The following is a 17,847-nucleotide window of genomic DNA, read 5'->3' as shown; positions in this document are numbered from 1 at the left end:
CGGGTCGGGCCGGGCTCAGCGCAGCAGTACGCCGCCTCCCGCGTCCGTGTCCACGGGGGCGGCGACCAGGCCCAGTTCGGCCGGGGTCGCCAGCAGCGGGTGCGCGGGCAGGACCCGTACCGTGTAGCCGAAGGGACCCGTGCGGTCGAGGGCGAGCGGGCCCTCGTACACCCAGCGGCCCTCCATGTCGGGCCCGGCGGCCGGCTTGAGCGGGAAGCTCCGCCCGTCCCGGATCACGTCCTGCGGGTCCACCCGGCCCGCGAAGGCCTGTACTTCCACGTCCTCGGGGTTCAGGGCGTCCAGCGACACCTGCACGCGCAGGGTGAGGGTGGCCCCCAGCTCCGCGGTGCCGTTGACCGGAGCCGCGGCCAGCGCCTCCACGTGTTCGACGCCCACCCGCGGCCAGGCCGCCCTGACCCGCCCCTTCCACCAGGCCAGGTCGCGCGCCGCCTCGGGGGTCAGGGCCCGGTGGGCGAGTGCGGCCGGCGCGTAGAGCCGTTCCACGTACTCACGCACCATCCGCCCCGCGAGCACCTTCGGTCCCAGTGAGACGAGGGTGCGCCGGACCATCTCGATCCACCGCGCGGGGAGTCCGGTGCGGCCGACCCGGTCGTAGAAGCGGGGCGCGACCCGGCCCTCGATCAACTCGTAGAGGGCGTTCGCCTCCAGGTGGTCGCGCCGGTCCTCGTCCGCGCCGAGCCCGTCGGCGGTCGGGATGGCCCAGCCGAAGTCCGGCTCGAACCATTCGTCCCACCAGCCGTCCAGCACGGACAGGTTGAGGCAGCCGTTCAGCGCGGCCTTCATCCCGCTCGTCCCGCAGGCCTCCAGGGGACGCAGCGGATTGTTCAGCCACACGTCGCAGCCCGGGTAGAGCTTCTGCGCCATCGCCATGCCGTAGTCGGGCAGGAAGACGATGCGGTGGCGCACCCGCGGGTCGTCCGCGAACCGCACCAGTTCCTGCACGAGCCGCTTCCCGCCGTCGTCCGCCGGGTGCGCCTTGCCCGCGACGACGATCTGCACCGGCCGGTCCGGGTCCAGCAGCAGCCTGCGCAGCCGCTCCGGGTCGCGCAGCATCAGCGTGAGCCGCTTGTACGAGGGCACGCGCCGGGCGAAGCCGATCGTGAGCACGTCCGGGTCGAGTACGGAGTCCACCCAGCCCAGTTCGGCGTCGGCCGCCCCGCGCTGGCGCCACGAGGCGCGCAGCCGGTCCCGTACCTCCTGCACGAGCTGTTCGCGCAGCACCCGGCGCAGGTCCCACACGTCCTGGTCGGGGATCTCGGCGACGGCGTCCCAGCGCTGGGACCCGCCCACGGACAGGGCGTCCTCCGTCCTTCCCGCGCCGATCTGGCGGGCGCCCAGGCGGACCACCTCCGCGGCCACCCAGGTCGGGGCGTGCACGCCGTTGGTCACGGAGGTGATGGGCACCTCGGCCGGGTCGAAGCCGGGCCACAGCCCGGCGAACATCTCGCGGCTGACCGCGCCGTGCAGGGTGGACACCCCGTTGGCGCGCTGCGCCAGGCGCAGTCCCATCACCGCCATGTTGAACACCCCGGGATCACCGCCGGGATAGCTCTCGGCCCCGAGTTCCAGGATCCGGTCGACCGGTACGCCCGCGAGCTCCCCGCCCTCCCCGAAGTGCCGGGCGACCAGGGACCGCTCGAAGCGGTCGATCCCGGCCGGGACGGGGGTGTGCGTGGTGAACACGGTCCCGGCGCGCACCGCCTCGACGGCCGCGTCGAAGCCGAGCCCCTGCTCCCGCTCCAGTTCCCTTATGCGCTCCAGCCCCAGGAACCCGGCGTGACCCTCGTTGGTGTGGAACACCTCGGGGTCGGGATGCCCGGTGATCGCGCAGTACGCACGGACCGCGCGCACCCCGCCGATCCCGAGCAGCATCTCCTGGAGGAGCCGGTGGTCGCTGCCGCCGCCGTAGAGCCGGTCGGTCACCTCGCGGGCCGCGGCGTCGTTGTCCTCGACGTCGGAGTCCAGGAGCAGCAGCGGCACCCGGCCCACACGGGCCTGCCAGATGTGCGCGTGCAGGGCGCGGCCGCCGGGCAGGGTCAGGGACACCCGGGCGGGTGCCCCGTCCGCCTCCCGCAGCAGGGAGAGCGGCAGTTCGTTCGGGTCGAGCACGGGATAGTGCTCCAGCTGCCAGCCGTCGCGGGAGAGCGACTGGCGGAAGTACCCGTGCCGGTAGAGGAGTCCCACCCCGATGAGCGGGACGCCGAGGTCGCTGGCGGCCTTCAGGTGGTCCCCGGCGAGGATCCCGAGGCCGCCGGAGTACTGGGGCAGGGCGGCGGTGATCCCGAACTCGGGCGAGAAGTAGGCGATCGCGGCGGGGAGCTCCGCACCGTTCTCCTGCCCCTGGTACCACCTCCCGCCGCCCACGTAGTCATCGAGATCGGCGGCGACGACGGCGAGCCGCCGCAGGAACCGGCGGTCGGCGGCCAGTTCGGCGAGGCGGGCGGCGGAGACGGCCCCGAGCAGCCGGACGGGATCGCCGCCGGCGGCCTGCCAGCCCTCGGGGTCGACGGATTGGAAGAGTTCGCGGGTCTCGGCATGCCACGACCAGCGCAGATTACGCGCGAGGTCGGTGAGCGGCAGCAGGGTCTCCGGGAGGACAGGGCGCACGGTGAATCGACGGATAGCCTTCACACGTTCCACCTTCGCAGGGGATTGCGGATCGGAGCGGCCGCACCACGCTGTGCACCCGCGCATCACCCCCGGAAGGCTAGCGAGGACCCTCCTCTTCCAACAGGTCGTCCAGGTACTCCCGCAGGACCTCGGGCAGCGCGGCGCGGTCCAGCGTGCGCAGCACGGCGAGCGCGGGCTCCTCCAGGAACCGGCTCAGCTCGTTCAGGGCATTCAGCTGGGCCTCCAGCGCGCCGTGGTCCTGCTCCCGTACGGCGGCCATCGCGAGCGCACCGCACAGGTACCGGCCGACCTCCGGCTGCCAGGAGTCCGGCCAGTCGCGGGTCTCGTCGGCTGCGAGATCCCGCACCCGGGGGTCGGGGGAACGGAGCCCGGCCGCGTGGGCGCGGGAGCCGGGGTCGCCGTCCAGGACGTCGCCGACGGCCAGGTCCCGCGTGCCCGGGCCGGACAGCGTCAGCCGGGCCGTGCGGACGGGTGTGAGCACGTCGAGGTCCGTCAGGGGGCCCTCGATGCGCTCGATCCGCACCCACGACCTGCGGGGCGTACGCAGGACCGTCCCGCGGCGCGGGGCCCCGCGCAGGCACCGCACCACGACCCGTGTCAGGTCGCCGACGGGGTCCGGCGCGTCGTGGACGGTCAGCCGGCCGGCCCGTTCGAGCAACCGGTCCAGCACCGGCGACTTGGCGCACCGGTGGACGAGCAGGTCCAGTTCGGCGTCGTCCAGGGCCGGTTCCACGCACGGCAGCGCGTCGACCTGCGCCGCCAAGGCGTCCGCGTCCTCCTCCCGCAGGGCGGCCGCCACCAGCGCGGAGGCCCACTTCCGCTCCTCTTGCGGGGCCCACACCACCTCGGCCGCCGCCCGCGCGGCCGCCTCCCGCACCCGGGGGTCGGGCGAGCCGAGCCGCGCGGTGACCGGTCCGTACCGCTCCCCCGCGCTCACGGCTGCCCCGGATCCGCCGCGTGCGCGCGCCGTTCGCTCGGGCTGATGCCGTACGCCTCGCGGAAGGCGCGGCTGAAGACCGCCGGGTTGCCGAAGCCCCAGCGGGCGGCGATGGCGCCGATGGGGCGGGTGAGGAGTTCGGGTCGGGTGAGGTCGGTGTGGCAGTGTTCCAGGCGCCGTCGGCGGATGGTCGCGGCCACGCTGTCCTCCTGGTCCTGGAACATCTGGTGCAGTCGTCGTACCGAGATGTGGTGGCGGTCGGCGATGAGCCGCGGGGTCAGGCCCGGGTCGCCGAGGTTGTGGTCGATGAAGGAGTCGATCCGCTCCATCAGGATCCGGCCCCGCGCCTCGTGGGAAAGGGCGTCGTGCGTGTCGCTGCGCTCGGCGAGGACGGCGCCGATCAGGTCGACGGCGACGCGGCCGAGCCGGCTCCGTTCGACGGGCCCGCATTCGGAGGCGTGGGATTCCAGCGAGGTCATGAAGGCGGCCAGGATCGCGCCCATCCCGGATTCGCCGGAGATCCGCTGGGCGAGCAGCCGGTCCGTCTTGTCGGACGGGAGGGGCAGCTCGTTCCTGGGGAGCTGGATGACGATGTTCCTGATCTCGTGTTCCTCGCCCAGAGCCCCGGCGGCGTTGGCGTGTGCCGTGTCCAGGAGCACCATGTCACCGGGGTTCACCTCGCACCCGTTGCGGTTCTGTTCCAGCCACATGGGGGACCCGGTCAGGAGGGAGAACTGGAACCGCTCGGGGTCGTTCTGCCTGACCTGTGCGGGTGTACGCCGCGACTGGCACGGGCTGCACTCGAAAGTGGACAACAGGACGGCGTCCAGCTCGATCGCCCCGGCCTCCGCCCGGAAGCCGCCGGCCGGGGGGTCGAGGAGCTCCGTCGGTGCCAGTTCGCCGGCGATGACGTCGGCGAACCATTCGAACCTGTCCGCCGCCGGCACCGCGGCCGAGGACATTTTCGACCACATCTTCCAGGACCCCCGCCCGCCCCATCGATCACTCCCGCCCCTCGGGGTGACAGGCCATTCTCCCCCGCGCGCCGCCCACGGACGCTGCACCGGAACCGACTTGACTGAGCATCGGCGGATGTCGACCCGGCTCTTGGTATCGACCGTGCCAGTACGTACGAGTAGTTAACCAAGCACCCGGATTGGGCGGGGCGAGAGTGGGAAGGGCTCCCCGGGTACGCGCGACGCACGACACGGTGCACGCGCCGTACACGCACGGCGCACCCGCCCACAACCTCTCCCCGCCACCCGAGTGAACGCGGACAGGAGCGGCCATGCCCGCAGCCCAGCCGTCCCTTGAGCGGCTAGAAACAGAGCGAACAGAGCGTGCACTACCAGCCGTGATTCCGGCTGGCCTGTTGTCACCGAGCCCTGCGAACTGCCCCCAGGTGATCCCATCATGATCGGTCGCATTCCCGTGCTGGACGTCCGCCCTGCCGTCGACTGCGGCGCCAGACCCGCCAAGGCGGTCGTGGACGAGGCCTTCGAGATTTCCGCCACCGTGTTCCGCGAGGGCCACGACGCCCTCGCCGCGCACGTAGTGCTCCGCGATCCGACCGGACGGCTGCGGCCGCCCGTGCCGTTGCAGGAGCTCGCCCCCGGCACCGACCGGTGGGGGGCCCGGGTCCGCGCCGAGGTCGAGGGGAGGTGGACGTACACCGTCGAGGCGTGGAGCGACCCGGTGGCCACCTGGCGGGCGCACGCCGCCATCAAGATCCCCGCCGGGATCGACACCGGGCTGACCCTCCTGGAAGGGGCGGAGCTCTACACCCGGGCCGCCGCCAAGATCCCCAAGCGCGACGGCCGCGACGTCGTGCTGGCCGCCGCCGAGCTGATGCGGGACGACGAGGGCGAGGTCGCCGTGCGCTACGCGGCCGCCCTCGATCCGGACGTGGCCGCCGCCCTCGCGAAGAAGCCGCTGCGCGAGCTGGTCACCGCCTCCAAGCCGCTGCCGCTGCTGATCGAGCGCAAGCGGGCCCTCTTCGGCTCCTGGTACGAGATGTTCCCCCGGTCGGAGGGGGCGGTGCTCGAACCCGACGAGGCGCCGGTCAGCGGAACCTTCCGGACGGCCGCCGAGCGGCTGCCCGCGATCGCCGCGATGGGCTTCGACGTGCTGTACCTGCCGCCCATCCACCCCATCGGGTCCACCTACCGCAAGGGCCCGAACAACACGCTCTCCGCCGGGTGTTGGGACCCGGGCGTGCCCTGGGCCATCGGCTCCACCGAGGGCGGACACGACGCCGTCCACCCGGACCTGGGCACCATCGAGGACTTCGACGCCTTCGTGGCGCGCGCCCGCGAGCTGGGCCTGGAGGTCGCCCTGGATTTCGCCCTCCAGTGCTCCCCCGACCACCCGTGGGTGGAGAAGCACCCGGAGTGGTTCCGCCACCGTGCCGACGGGACGATCGCGTACGCGGAGAACCCGCCGAAGAAGTACCAGGACATCTACCCGATCCACTTCGACACCGACATGGCCGGGATCGTCGAGGAGACCGTGCGGATCCTGCGGTACTGGATGGAGCACGGCGTCCGCATCTTCCGCGTCGACAATCCGCACACCAAGCCCGTGGTCTTCTGGCAGAAGGTGATCGCGGACATCAACAAGTCCGACCCGGACGTCATCTTCCTCGCGGAGGCCTTCACCCGGCCCGCGATGATGCGGGCGCTCGCCTCCATCGGCTTCCAGCAGTCGTACACGTACTTCACCTGGCGCAACACCAAGACGGAGCTCACCGAGTACCTGACGGAGCTCGCGGACACGCCCTCGGCCTCGGTGATGCGGCCGAACTTCTTCGTCAACACCCCGGACATCCTCCACGAGTACCTCCAGAAGGGCGGCCGTCCCGCCTTCGAGGTCCGCGCGGTGCTCGCCGCCACGCTCTCCCCCACCTGGGGGGTCTACGCCGGCTACGAGCTGTGCGAGAACGAGCCGGTGCGAGAGGGCAGCGAGGAGTACCTGAACTCCGAGAAGTACGAGCTGCGGCCGCGCGACTGGGCCGCCGCCGACCGCGAGGGCCGCACCATCGCCCCGCTGATCACCTCCCTGAACCGGCTGCGCCGCCGCAACCCCGCCCTCCAGCAGTTGCGCGACATCCACTTCCATTCGACCGACAACGAACAGGTGATCGCCTATTCGAAGCACGCGGGCGCCAATTCCGTACTGGTGGTCGTCAACCTCGATCCGCACCACACCCAGGAGGCGACGGTCTCGTTGGACATGCCGGTACTCGGCCTCGACTGGCACGGGTCCCTCGCGGTGCGCGACGAGCTCACCGGCGAGACCTATCACTGGGGCAGGGCGAACTACGTACGCCTGGAACCGGGCCGCACGCCCGCGCACGTACTGGCCGCCCTGCGACCGTCCCCGCCCACCGGAGGGTCACCCACCACATGATGATCAACGATCCCGTCCCCGACACCTTCGAGGACACCCCCGCCAAGGACCGCGACCCCGACTGGTTCAAGCGGGCCGTCTTCTACGAGGTCCTCGTCCGCTCCTTCCACGACAGCAACGGCGACGGCGTGGGCGACCTCAAGGGGCTCACCGCCAAACTGGACTACCTCCAGTGGCTCGGCGTCGACTGCCTGTGGCTGCCGCCGTTCTTCGCCTCGCCCCTGCGCGACGGGGGCTACGACGTCGCCGACTACACCTCCGTACTGCCCGAGTTCGGCGACCTCGCCGACTTCGTGGAGTTCGTGGACGCCGCCCACCAACGCGGCATGCGGGTGATCATCGACTTCGTCATGAACCACACGAGCGACCAGCACGAGTGGTTCCAGCAGTCCCGCAAGGACCCCGACGGCCCCTACGGCGACTACTACATGTGGGCCGACAACGACAAGCAGTACCAGGACGCCCGCATCATCTTCGTCGACACCGAGACGTCGAACTGGACCTACGACCCGGTGCGCAAGCAGTACTACTGGCACCGCTTCTTCTCCCACCAGCCGGACCTCAACTACGAGAACCCGGCCGTGGTGGAGGAGATCGTCTCGGCGCTGCGCTTCTGGCTGGACCTCGGCATCGACGGCTTCCGCCTCGACGCCGTGCCCTACCTGTACGCCGAGGAGGGCACCAACTGCGAGAACCTCCCGCGCACCCACCAGCTCCTCAAGCGGGTCCGCGCCGAGATCGACGCGCACTACCCGGACACCGTGCTGCTCGCCGAGGCCAACCAGTGGCCCGAGGACGTCGTCGACTACTTCGGGGACTACCAGAAGGGCGGGGACGAATGCCACATGGCCTTCCACTTCCCCGTCATGCCGCGCATCTTCATGGCGGTGCGCAGGGAGTCCCGCTACCCGGTCTCCGAAATCCTGGCCAAGACCCCGGCGATCCCGGACCGCTGCCAGTGGGGCATCTTCCTGCGCAACCACGACGAGCTCACCCTCGAAATGGTCACGGACGAAGAGCGCGACTACATGTACGCCGAGTACGCCAAGGACCCGCGCATGCGGGCCAACATCGGCATCCGGCGCCGGCTCGCCCCGCTCCTGGACAACGACCGCAAGCAGATGGAGCTGTTCACGGCCCTGCTGCTGTCGCTGCCCGGCTCGCCCGTCCTCTACTACGGCGACGAGATCGGCATGGGCGACAACATCTGGCTGGGCGACCGCGACGGCGTCCGCACGCCGATGCAGTGGACCCCGGACCGCAACGCCGGTTTCTCCTCGTGCGATCCGGGCAGGCTGAACCTGCCGGTCATCATGGACCCCGTCTACGGGTACCGGGTCACCAACGTCGAGGCCGCGATGTCCTCGCCCTCTTCGCTGTTGCACTGGACCCGCCGGCTGATCGAGGTCCGCAAGGCGAACCCGGCCTTCGGACTCGGCTCGTACACCGAACTGCCCTCGTCCAACCCGGCGGTGCTCGCGTTCCTGCGCGAGTTCGGGGACGACCTGGTGCTGTGCGTGCACAACTTCTCCCGCTTCGCGCAGCCCACCGAGCTGGATCTGCGGTCGTTCAACGGGCGGGTTCCGGTGGAGCTCACGGGTGACGTGCGCTTCCCGCCGATCGGCGAGTGGCCGTACCTGCTGACGCTGGCGGGACACGGCTTCTACTGGTTCCGGCTACGCAAGGAACAGCGCGGCGAGCAGCGCGCCGAGTAGGGCCCGGTACGGGGCGGGCGGCTCGGATGGGTCAATCGCCCGCCCCTGTACGGATCATCCTGATCCGACACCCCCACATACCGGAGAAGCAACTGCCGCACATCCGGGACACTCTGCGCATTCTGTGACGGCCCGGGGAAAGGACGCGACGCCATGTCGGAGGCTGCATCCGCCCGGAACCGGCTGACTGCCGACCGGGCCACCGGGATCGGCCCGCTGGAACCGATGCTGCGGGCCTGGCTGCCCGCGCAACGCTGGTTCGCGGGCAAGGGCCGCACCATCAGCAGGCTCAGGGCCGTCTCGGCGGCCGAACTGCTGCCGCCGGGATCCACCCCCGGACTGCTGCACCTGCTCCTCGACGTCGACGGGGACTGCTACCAGCTCCTCCTGGGCATCCGCCCGTCCCCGCTGCCGCCGGCCCTCGCGCCCGCGCTGATCGGGCACGCCGAGGACGGCCCCTACCGGGGCCGGGCGGTGTACGAGGCACTGGGCGACCCCCGGCTCGCGGCGATGCTGCTGGAACGGTTGCGCTCCCCCGGCGCGCTCGGACCGCTCAGCTTCGACCGGGACCCGGGCGCGCCGATCCCGGCCGGGCTCACACCCCGGCCGCTCTCCGGCGAGCAGACCAACTCCTCGCTGATCTACGGGGATTCGTACATCCTGAAGGTGTTCCGCCGGGTCGGCCCCGGGGTCAACCCCGACCTGGAACTGCCCCGTGCGCTGGCGTCCGCCGGCTGCACCCGGGTCCCGGCGCCCGTCGCCTGGTACGAGGCCGGGCTGCCCGGCGGCGAGCCGCTGACCCTGGGCGTGCTCCAGCCGTACCTGCGCGGCTCCGACGACGGCTGGCAGCTGGCGCTGCGCCGGCTCGACGCGGGGGCGGACTTCACCCCCGAGGCGTACGCGCTCGGCCGGGCCACCGCCGAGGTGCACAGCGCGCTCGCCACGGCCCTGCCCACCCTCGCCCTGGGCCCGGAGCAGACGGCCCGGCTGGCCGCCGGGATGACGGCGCGGCTGGCTGCCACCGCCCGGGAGGTGCCGGCGCTGCGGCCCTACGAGGCGGGACTGCGGGGGGCCTTCGACGCGCTGGCCGCCTCCCGGGGCACCGGGGTGTCCGCCCAGCGCATCCACGGCGACCTCCACCTGGGCCAGACCCTGCGCACCGCCGACGGCAGCTGGGCGCTGATCGACTTCGAGGGCGAACCGGCCCGGCCGCTCGCGGACCGCCGCCGCCCCGAACCGGCCGTCCGCGACATCGCGGGGATACTGCGCTCCTTCGACTACGCGGCCCGCTCGCACCGGCCCTTCGCCCCGGCCTGGGCGGACGACTGCCGGGCAGCCTTCTGCGAGGGCTACGCCCGCACCACCGGCCGCGACCCGCGCGAGGATCCCGTACTGCTGCGCGCGTACGAGACCGACAAGGCGGTGTACGAGGCCCGTTACGAGTCCCGGCACCGTCCCGACTGGCTGCACGTCCCGATGGCCGCGATCCGCCGGCTGTCGGAGCCGCAGCGCCCCGCCCACCGCATGCCCCCGCCCACCCCGGGCACCACCCCCCACCCGAAGCCCCCGAGGAGGCCGCTCGCGTGAGCGCCGCACGACAGCCGTCACCGACCGTCCGCGACGAAGCCGCTGCACCCGTACCGGCGGCGGCGAAGAAGGCCCGCGCCCCGCGGGCCCGCCGCGCCGCCCCGCCCCACGGGGTCCGGCAGGCCCCGGCACTCGGCGGGGAGGAACGGGCCCGGCTCCTGGAGGGCCGCCACCACGATCCGCACTCCGTGCTCGGCGCCCGCACCCAGCGCGGCGGCGTGGCCTTCCGCGTGCTGCGCCCGTACGCCAAGACGGTGACCATCGTCGCCAAGGGGCTGCGCGCCGAACTCTTCGACGAGGGCGACGGGCTGTTCTCCGGGCTGCTGCCGCTCACCGGGGTGCCGGACTACCGGCTGCTGGTCACCTACGACAGCGACGAGATCGAGGTCCACGACCCCTACCGGTTCCTGCCCGCCCTCGGCGAGCTGGACCTGCACCTGATCGGCGAGGGCCGCCACGAGCAGTTGTGGAAGGCACTGGGCTCCGAGCCGATGGAGCACCAGGGCGTGGCCGGGACCCGGTTCACGGTGTGGGCGCCGAACGCCCAGGGGGTCAGGGTCACCGGGGACTTCTCGTACTGGGACTCCGTCGCCTACCCGATGCGCTCGCTGGGCTCCTCCGGCGTGTGGGAGCTGTTCCTGCCGGGCGTGGGCGCGGGTGCGCTGTACAAGTACGACATCACGCGCCCCGACGGGAGCCACACCCTGCGCGCCGACCCGATGGCCCGGTCCGCGGAGGTGCCCCCGGCGAACGCCTCGGTGGTCGCCTCCTCCCGGTACGTGTGGCAGGACGCGGAGTGGATGGCGACGCGCGGCTCCCGCCCCGCCCACCAGGCGCCGTTCTCCGTCTACGAGCTGCACCTGCCGTCCTGGCGGCCCGGGATCGGCTACCGGCAGCTCGCGGAGCAGCTCCCGGTGTACGTGAAGGAGCTGGGCTTCACGCACGTGGAGTTCATGCCGGTCGCCGAGCACCCCTTCGGCGGTTCGTGGGGCTACCAGGTCACCGGCTTCTACGCGCCGACCTCGCGGATGGGCACGCCGGACGACTTCCGCTCCCTGGTGGACGCCCTGCACCGGGCGGGGATCGGGGTGATCGTCGACTGGGTGCCGGCGCACTTCCCGCGCGACGACTGGGCGCTCGCGGAGTTCGACGGGCGGCCGCTGTACGAGCACCAGGATCCGCGCCGGGCCGCGCACCCGGACTGGGGGACCCTGGAGTTCGATTACGGCCGCAAGGAGGTGCGCAACTTCCTCGTCGCCAACGCCGTGTACTGGTGCGAGGAGTTCCACGTCGACGGGCTGCGCGTGGACGCGGTGGCCTCGATGCTCTACCTCGACTACTCGCGCGGCGAGGGCGAGTGGTCGCCGAACGAGCACGGCGGGCGGGAGAACCTGGACGCGGTGGCGCTGCTCCAGGAGATGAACGCGACCGTGTACCGGCGCTGCCCGGGCGTGGTGACGATCGCGGAGGAGTCCACGGCGTGGGACGGGGTCACCCGGCCCACGGACTCGGGCGGGCTGGGGTTCGGCCTGAAGTGGAACATGGGCTGGATGCACGACACGCTGCGCTACATGTCGAAGGAGTCGGTGCACCGCAAGTACCACCACCACGACATGACCTTCGGGATGATCTACGCCTTCAGCGAGAACTACGTGCTGCCGATCTCGCACGACGAGGTGGTGCACGGCAAGGGCTCGCTGGTGTCGAAGATGCCCGGGGAGGACTGGTGGCAGAAGCGTGCCGCGCACCGGGCGTACCTGGGCTTCATGTGGGCCCACCCGGGCAAGCAGCTGCTCTTCATGGGGCAGGAGTTCGCTCAGGGGTCGGAGTGGTCGGAGGTGTACGGGCCGGACTGGTGGGTGCTGGACGACTCGTACGCGGCGGCCGGTGACCACCGGGGCGTACGGAACCTGGTGCGCGATCTGAACCGCACGTACACGGCGTCGCCCGCCCTGTGGGAGCGGGACACCGTTCCGGAGGGCTTCGGCTGGGTGGAGGCCGACGCGGCGGAGGACAACGTGTTCGCCTTCCTGCGGTACGCGCAGGACGGCTCGCAGCTCCTGGCGGTGTCGAACTTCTCCCCGGTGGTCCGGCACGGGTACCGGATCGGCGTCCCGGAAGAGGTGCCGCTGTGGCGGGAGGTGCTCAACACCGACCAGGAGCTCTACGGCGGCAGCGGCGTCCACCACGCGCGGCCGCTGCGGCCCGAGCCGGTGCCGGCGCAGGGCCGGCCGGCGAGCCTGCGCCTGACGCTCCCGCCGCTGGCGACGATCTGGCTCAGGCCGTAACGGCCTTCGCCATCTCCTCCTCCAGCTCCTGGAGCAGCTTGCGCTTGGCGCGCAGGCCGACCATCTGCTGGACGGGCTCGCCGTCACGGAAGACGAGCAGGGTCGGCATGGACAGCACCCCGTACCGGGCGACGGCTGCGGGGTTGCTGTCCACGTCGAGCTGCACGACCTTGAGCCGGTCCGCCTCCTCGGCGGCCACGGCGGACAGGACGGGTGCGAGCTGCCGGCACGGAGGGCACCAGTCCGCGGTGAACTCCACGAGGACGGGCCGGCCCCGCTCCGCGAGCACCTCGGCCTCGAAATCCCCGTCGGTCACCTCGGGCACACCATGGGCACGGATCACGTCGTTTCCCCTCTCACGTCGTGGGCTCTTCAGCCCGTCATCTCGCAGCGCGGAACGGCTTGCTCCCCGGCGGCCGCCTCGGCCTCGGCCAGCTGCCGCGCGACCTGCTCCCGTACGTCGGCCAGCTGCCCGATCAGCGCGTCCATCTCGGCGAGCTTGCGCCGGTAGACGGCCAGCGAAGCCGGGCAGGAGTCCCCGGCGGGGTGCCCGGCCCGCAGGCAGTCCACGAACGGGCGGGTCTCCTCCAGCTCGAACCCGAAGTCCTGGAGCATGCGGATCTGGCGCAGCAGGCGCAGGTCGTCCTCGTCGTAGGTGCGGTACCCGTTGCCGCTCCGCCGCGCGGTCAGCAGCCCGCGGGATTCGTAGTAGCGCAGGGTCCGCGTGCTGGTCCCGGCCCGTTCCGCCAGTTCGCCGATTCGCATGCCCCGACGCTATGCCTTGACGCCGACGTCAAGGCAAGAAAGTGATGCACGCGCGAAGGGACGGCGATTCACATGTGAGGAGGATGTGATGACTCTTGCGCCGCCGGGTTCGACCTGGAACCGTATGCGGAAGTGGATCTTCAAGTGCCCCGATTACCGGACAGTCGCCTCACAGACCGGCAAAAGCCCTTAACACCGTAGGACTTTCCTACGAGTTATGGGCTTGTTTGTTTGGTCTGTAGGCGCCGCGCCTTGGCCACTTCTACGGTGTGCCGTGTGCAATCCAGCCCACCATTCAATGCCCCCGCCGCGCGCCGCCTGCGCGCGGCCCTGGGCATGGCACCCGGTCACGTCGCCTACGGCCTTCACGCCCAGTACGGACTCGTCGTCGCGCCCGAGACGGTGATGGCCTGGGAGCGTGGCGAGATATCGCCCACGTCCGCCGAGCTCACAGCGTTGGCGGGCGTCCTGTGGTGTTCACCCGGGGAGCTGCTCGCCGAGCCGGTCACCCTGCGGGAGCACCGTATCGCCCGCGGGCTGGCCCCCGAGGAACTGGCCCGGCGGATCGGCGTGGAACCGGGTGCCTACCAGAAGATGGAGGACTCCGGGCGCTGGAAGGGCAACGAGCGGCAGTCCGCCGCGCTGGCGACGGTGCTGGGGCTGACGCTGGCCCAGTTCCTGACCGCCACCGGCAAGAACGAGGAGCTCGCCGACGCCCTGCGCAGTGCGGTGACCACCCGCTGGCAGGCGTACGTGAAGCCGCTGGGCAAGCTGCTGCCGATCCCCCGGGGCCACCTGGAGCGGGTGCTGGAGCAGCTGCACGCCGAGTACCAGTCGCGAATGGTCGCGACGCTCAGCTGGGGCGGCGGCGGGGGCGAGGCGGCGAGCGGGGACGCGGGGCGGGAGTTCCTCGCCGAGATCGTGGACCGCTTCTGGAACCTCGCCGGCGGTGCGGCTTAGGACACGTCGGGTCGTGTGCGAACGGCCCCGGGCCGTCCTGGAGGAGGACGGACCCGGGGCCGTTCGGCTGCGGAAGTGGGGTCGGAAGTCCCGGCCGCGCGGCGAAGGACCCGAGGGAGCCGGAGGGCTCAGAAGACCGATTCGGCCTCGTACATGCGGTCCTCGGGGACCGTCTTGAGTTCGGTGACCGCGGAGGCCAGCGGGGCCATCACGATGTCGGTGCCGCGCAGGGCCGTCATGTTGCCGTACTCACCGCGGTGGACGGCCTCGACGGCGTGCCAGCCGAAGCGGGTCGCGAGCACGCGGTCGTAGGCGGTGGGGGTCCCGCCGCGCTGGACGTGGCCGAGGATGACCGGGCGGGCCTCCTTGCCGAGGCGGTGCTCCAGCTCGATGGCGAGGCGGTTGCCGATGCCGGCGAAGCGCTCGTGTCCGTACGCGTCGATCTCGCCCTTCTCGTACGGCATGCTGCCCTCGGCGGGGTGCGCGCCCTCGGCCACGCAGACGACGGCGAACTTCTTGCCGCGGGAGAACCGTTCCTCCACCATCTTCACCAGGGCGTCCACCTCGAAGGGGCGCTCCGGCAGACAGATCCCGTGGGCGCCGCCGGCCATGCCGGACTCCAGGGCGATCCAGCCGGCGTGGCGGCCCATGACCTCGACGACCATCACGCGCTGGTGCGATTCGGCGGTGGTCTTCAGGCGGTCGATGGCCTCCGTCGCGACCATCACGGCGGTGTCGAACCCGAAGGTGCGGTCGGTGGAGGAGATGTCGTTGTCGATGGTCTTCGGCACGCCGACCACCGGCATTCCGGCGTCCGACAGCATCCGGGCGGCGGTCAGGGTGCCCTCGCCGCCGATCGGGATGAGCGCGTCGATCCCGTACCGCTTCGCCAGCTCCTGCGCGTTCTCGGCGGCTTCGTGCAGACGTGCGCGCTCCATGCGGGCCGAGCCGAGGATGGTGCCGCCCCGGGCGAGGATGCCGCTGACGGCGTTGATGTCGAGGGGGCGGTAGTGGCCGTCGAGGAGGCCCTTGAAACCGTCCTCGAAGCCGATGACCTCGTCCCCGTGACCGACCAGTGCCCGGTGTACGACCGATCGGATGACAGCGTTGAGGCCCGGACAGTCGCCGCCTGCGGTGAGAACTCCGATACGCATCGTGCTGTGTCTCCTGCTCCTGATCGTCCGGCCGTACGCGTGCGGGCGACCGGCTGGCCGTAGATATGAAGGGCGTATTGGTGAATCGTGTCCGATTGTTCCACGGGCCCGGGGTGGGGCGCGCTTCCTGGTGCTCCGCTCCGAAGGCCTTTCGACCCCCCTGACAGGCCCATTTCCTGGCGGGCGTCCCCTCTGTCCGCAGCGGTATCGTCAAGAGGGCAAGCCCACACCAATCGGGTCAATCGACTCCACCATGGGACGGAGATTCACGCGTGACGCGCAGCGTGTACGTGACCGGCATCGAGCGGGGTGACGGCCGGCAGGTCGTCGAGCTGGGGATCATGGAGATCCTGACCCGGCAGACGGGACGGGTGGGCGTCTACCGTCCGCTGCTCCACGACGGACCCGACCGTCTCTTCGAGCTCCTGAAGGCCCGCTACCGGATAGACCAGGACTCGGCGACGGCCTACGGGATGGAGTACCAGGAGGCCTCGGCGATCCTGGCGGAGAAGGGCACCGACGAGCTGGTCTCCCAGCTCGTCGACCGCTACAACCGGCTGGCCCGCGACTACGAGGTCATGCTCGTCCTCGGCACGGACTACGCGGAGACCAACCTCCCCGACGAACTCGCCCTCAACGCCCGCCTGGCCAACGAGCTGGGCGCGGTGGTCGTCCCCGTGGTGGGCGGCACCAAGCACTCCGCCGACGCCGTGCGCGCCGAGGCACGCAACGCCTACCGCGCCTACGAGAGCCTGGGCTGCCACGTCGTCGCGATGGTGGTCAACCGGGTGGCCCCCGAGGACCGCGACGTCATAGCCGAGCGTCTTGCCGCCCGGCTCCCCGTGCCCTGCTACGTGCTGCCGGACGACAAGTCGCTGTCCGCCCCGACCGTCGCCCAGATCACCCGGGCGCTCGGCGGCGAGGTGCTGCTCGGCGACGAGGCCGGGCTGGCCCGCGACGCGCTGGACTTCGTCTTCGGCGGCGCCATGCTGCCGAACTTCCTGAACGCCTTGACGCCCGGCTGCCTGGTCGTCACCCCCGGGGACCGCTCCGACCTGGTCGTGGGCGCGCTGGCCGCGCACACCTCGGGCACCCCGCCGATCGCCGGTGTGCTGCTGACGCTGAACGAGCGCCCGACGCAGGACATCCTCACGCTGGCCTCGAAGCTCGCGCCGGGCACCCCGGTGGTCTCGGTGGCCGGCAACAGCTTCCCGACCGCCGCCGAACTCTTCTCCCTGCAGAGCCGGTTGAACTCGGCGACCCCGCGCAAGCTGGAGACCGCGCTCGGCCTGTTCGAGCGTCACGTGGACACCCAGGAGCTGCGCGGCCTGCTGTCGGTGGCCCGTTCGGAGCGGATCACCCCGATGATGTTCGAGCACGGGCTGCTGGAGCGGGCCCGGTCCGAGCGGCGCCGGGTGGTGCTGCCCGAGGGCACCGAGGAGCGCGTGCTGCGCGCCGCGGACGTGGTGCTGCGGCGCGGGGTCTGCGACCTGACCCTGCTGGGCGAGGAGCAGGCGATCCTGAAGAAGGCCGCTGACCTCGGCATCGACATCTCGGGCGCGCAGTTGATCGACCCGGAGACCTCACCGCTGCGGGAACGGTTCTCCGAGTACTACGCGAAGGCCCGCGCCCACAAGGGCATGACGGTCGAGCTGGCCAACGACGTGGTCACCGACGTGAATTACTTCGGCACGCTGATGGTCCAGGAGGGTCTGGCCGACGGCATGGTCTCCGGGTCGGTGCACTCCACCGCGGCGACCATCCGCCCCGCCTTCGAGATCATCAAGACGAAGCCGGAGGCGTCGATCGTCTCCTCCGTCTTCTTCATGTGCCTGGCCGACAAGGTCCTCGTCTACGGGGACTGCGCGGTCAATCCCGACCCGAACGCCGAACAGCTGGCGGACATCGCCGTCCAATCGGCCGCCACCGCCGCCGCGTTCGGCGTCGAGCCCCGGATCGCGATGCTGTCGTACTCGACGGGGACCTCGGGTTCGGGCGCCGACGTGGACAAGGTCCGCAAGGCCACCGAGATCGTCCGCGAGCAGCGCCCCGACCTCGCGGTCGAGGGCCCGATCCAGTACGACGCGGCCGTGGAGCCCTCGGTCGCGGCGACCAAGCTGCCCGGCTCCGAGGTGGCCGGCCGCGCGACGGTGCTGATCTTCCCCGACCTCAACACGGGCAACAACACGTACAAGGCCGTGCAGCGTTCGGCGGGCGCCGTCGCGGTCGGTCCCGTCCTCCAGGGCCTGCGCAAGCCGGTCAACGACCTCTCGCGCGGGGCGCTGGTCCAGGACATCGTCACCACCGTGGCGATCACCGCGATCCAGGCGCAGTCCCGGCCGCAGGCCCAGTAACCCTCCACCGCACCCGACCGCACCCGA

General features: G+C 71.5%; 12 protein-coding genes. 6 read left to right on the top strand and 6 right to left on the bottom strand.

The window, feature by feature from the left end; translation table 11 throughout:
* Nucleotides 1-15: 15 nt before the first annotated feature.
* From glgP to ACIQ5Y_RS17230, 3 genes are all read right to left on the bottom strand, one after another.
* Nucleotides 16-2,652 (bottom strand): alpha-glucan family phosphorylase, encoded by a 2,637-nt coding sequence (gene glgP / locus ACIQ5Y_RS17240; RefSeq protein ID WP_403880516.1) that lies wholly within the window; start codon nucleotides 2,650-2,652, stop codon nucleotides 16-18.
* 76 nt (nucleotides 2,653-2,728) lie between these two features.
* Entirely contained in the window at nucleotides 2,729-3,589 is an 861-nt protein-coding gene (locus ACIQ5Y_RS17235) for a hypothetical protein (protein WP_403880514.1), read from the bottom strand.
* The gene (locus ACIQ5Y_RS17230; RefSeq protein WP_403880512.1) at nucleotides 3,586-4,551 is read right to left on the bottom strand and encodes a helix-turn-helix domain-containing protein; all 966 of its coding nucleotides are present in this window, start codon (nucleotides 4,549-4,551) and stop codon (nucleotides 3,586-3,588) included. Before ACIQ5Y_RS17230 ends, ACIQ5Y_RS17235 begins: the two co-directional genes overlap by 4 nt.
* Nucleotides 4,552-5,002: 451 nt before the next feature.
* On the opposite strand from ACIQ5Y_RS17230, the gene ACIQ5Y_RS17225 reads away from it, so the two are divergent.
* The 4 genes from ACIQ5Y_RS17225 to glgB all read left to right on the top strand — a co-directional run bounded on the left by ACIQ5Y_RS17225 (nucleotide 5,003) and on the right by glgB (nucleotide 12,587).
* Entirely contained in the window at nucleotides 5,003-6,997 is a 1,995-nt protein-coding gene (locus ACIQ5Y_RS17225) for a maltotransferase domain-containing protein (RefSeq protein WP_403880511.1), read from the top strand.
* Nucleotides 6,994-8,712, top strand: a complete 1,719-nt coding sequence (treS, locus tag ACIQ5Y_RS17220; protein ID WP_403880509.1) for a maltose alpha-D-glucosyltransferase — start codon at nucleotides 6,994-6,996, stop codon at nucleotides 8,710-8,712. Before ACIQ5Y_RS17225 ends, treS begins: the two co-directional genes overlap by 4 nt.
* A 153-nt stretch (nucleotides 8,713-8,865) precedes the next feature.
* Entirely contained in the window at nucleotides 8,866-10,299 is a 1,434-nt protein-coding gene (locus ACIQ5Y_RS17215) for a maltokinase (protein WP_403880507.1), read from the top strand.
* On the top strand, nucleotides 10,296-12,587 hold the full coding sequence (gene glgB, locus ACIQ5Y_RS17210; protein ID WP_403880505.1) for a 1,4-alpha-glucan branching enzyme: 2,292 nt from the start codon (nucleotides 10,296-10,298) through the stop codon (nucleotides 12,585-12,587). Before ACIQ5Y_RS17215 ends, glgB begins: the two co-directional genes overlap by 4 nt.
* On the opposite strand, the gene ACIQ5Y_RS17205 is transcribed toward glgB, so the two are convergent.
* Entirely contained in the window at nucleotides 12,577-12,930 is a 354-nt protein-coding gene (locus ACIQ5Y_RS17205; RefSeq protein WP_403880503.1) for a thioredoxin family protein, read from the bottom strand. The two genes, glgB and ACIQ5Y_RS17205, sit on opposite strands and share 11 nt — an antisense overlap.
* Before the next feature lie 29 nt (nucleotides 12,931-12,959).
* Nucleotides 12,960-13,352: a MerR family transcriptional regulator gene (locus ACIQ5Y_RS17200; RefSeq protein WP_403880501.1), complete on the bottom strand. Its 393-nt coding sequence runs from the start codon at nucleotides 13,350-13,352 to the stop codon at nucleotides 12,960-12,962.
* A gap of 267 nt (nucleotides 13,353-13,619) precedes the next feature.
* Here ACIQ5Y_RS17200 and ACIQ5Y_RS17195 point away from each other — a divergent pair, with 267 nt between their 5' ends.
* Nucleotides 13,620-14,312 (top strand): helix-turn-helix domain-containing protein, encoded by a 693-nt coding sequence (locus ACIQ5Y_RS17195; protein WP_403880499.1) that lies wholly within the window; start codon nucleotides 13,620-13,622, stop codon nucleotides 14,310-14,312.
* A gap of 128 nt (nucleotides 14,313-14,440) precedes the next feature.
* Here the strand turns inward: ACIQ5Y_RS17195 and ACIQ5Y_RS17190 are convergent, their stop codons facing one another.
* Nucleotides 14,441-15,466: an ATP-dependent 6-phosphofructokinase gene (locus ACIQ5Y_RS17190; protein WP_385122155.1), complete on the bottom strand. Its 1,026-nt coding sequence runs from the start codon at nucleotides 15,464-15,466 to the stop codon at nucleotides 14,441-14,443.
* 272 nt (nucleotides 15,467-15,738) lie between these two features.
* Here ACIQ5Y_RS17190 and pta point away from each other — a divergent pair, with 272 nt between their 5' ends.
* Nucleotides 15,739-17,820 carry a phosphate acetyltransferase gene (gene pta / locus ACIQ5Y_RS17185; RefSeq protein ID WP_403880497.1) on the top strand — a complete coding sequence of 694 codons (2,082 nt, stop codon included), beginning with the start codon at nucleotides 15,739-15,741 and terminating at the stop codon, nucleotides 17,818-17,820.
* Nucleotides 17,821-17,847: the final 27 nt, after the last annotated feature.

It is taken from the genome of Streptomyces sp. NPDC096339 (assembly GCF_044762985.1).
GTDB lineage: Bacteria > Actinomycetota > Actinomycetes > Streptomycetales > Streptomycetaceae > Streptomyces.
Note: the sequence above shows the minus strand (reverse complement) of the source record. Positions and strands in the feature narration are given on the sequence as shown.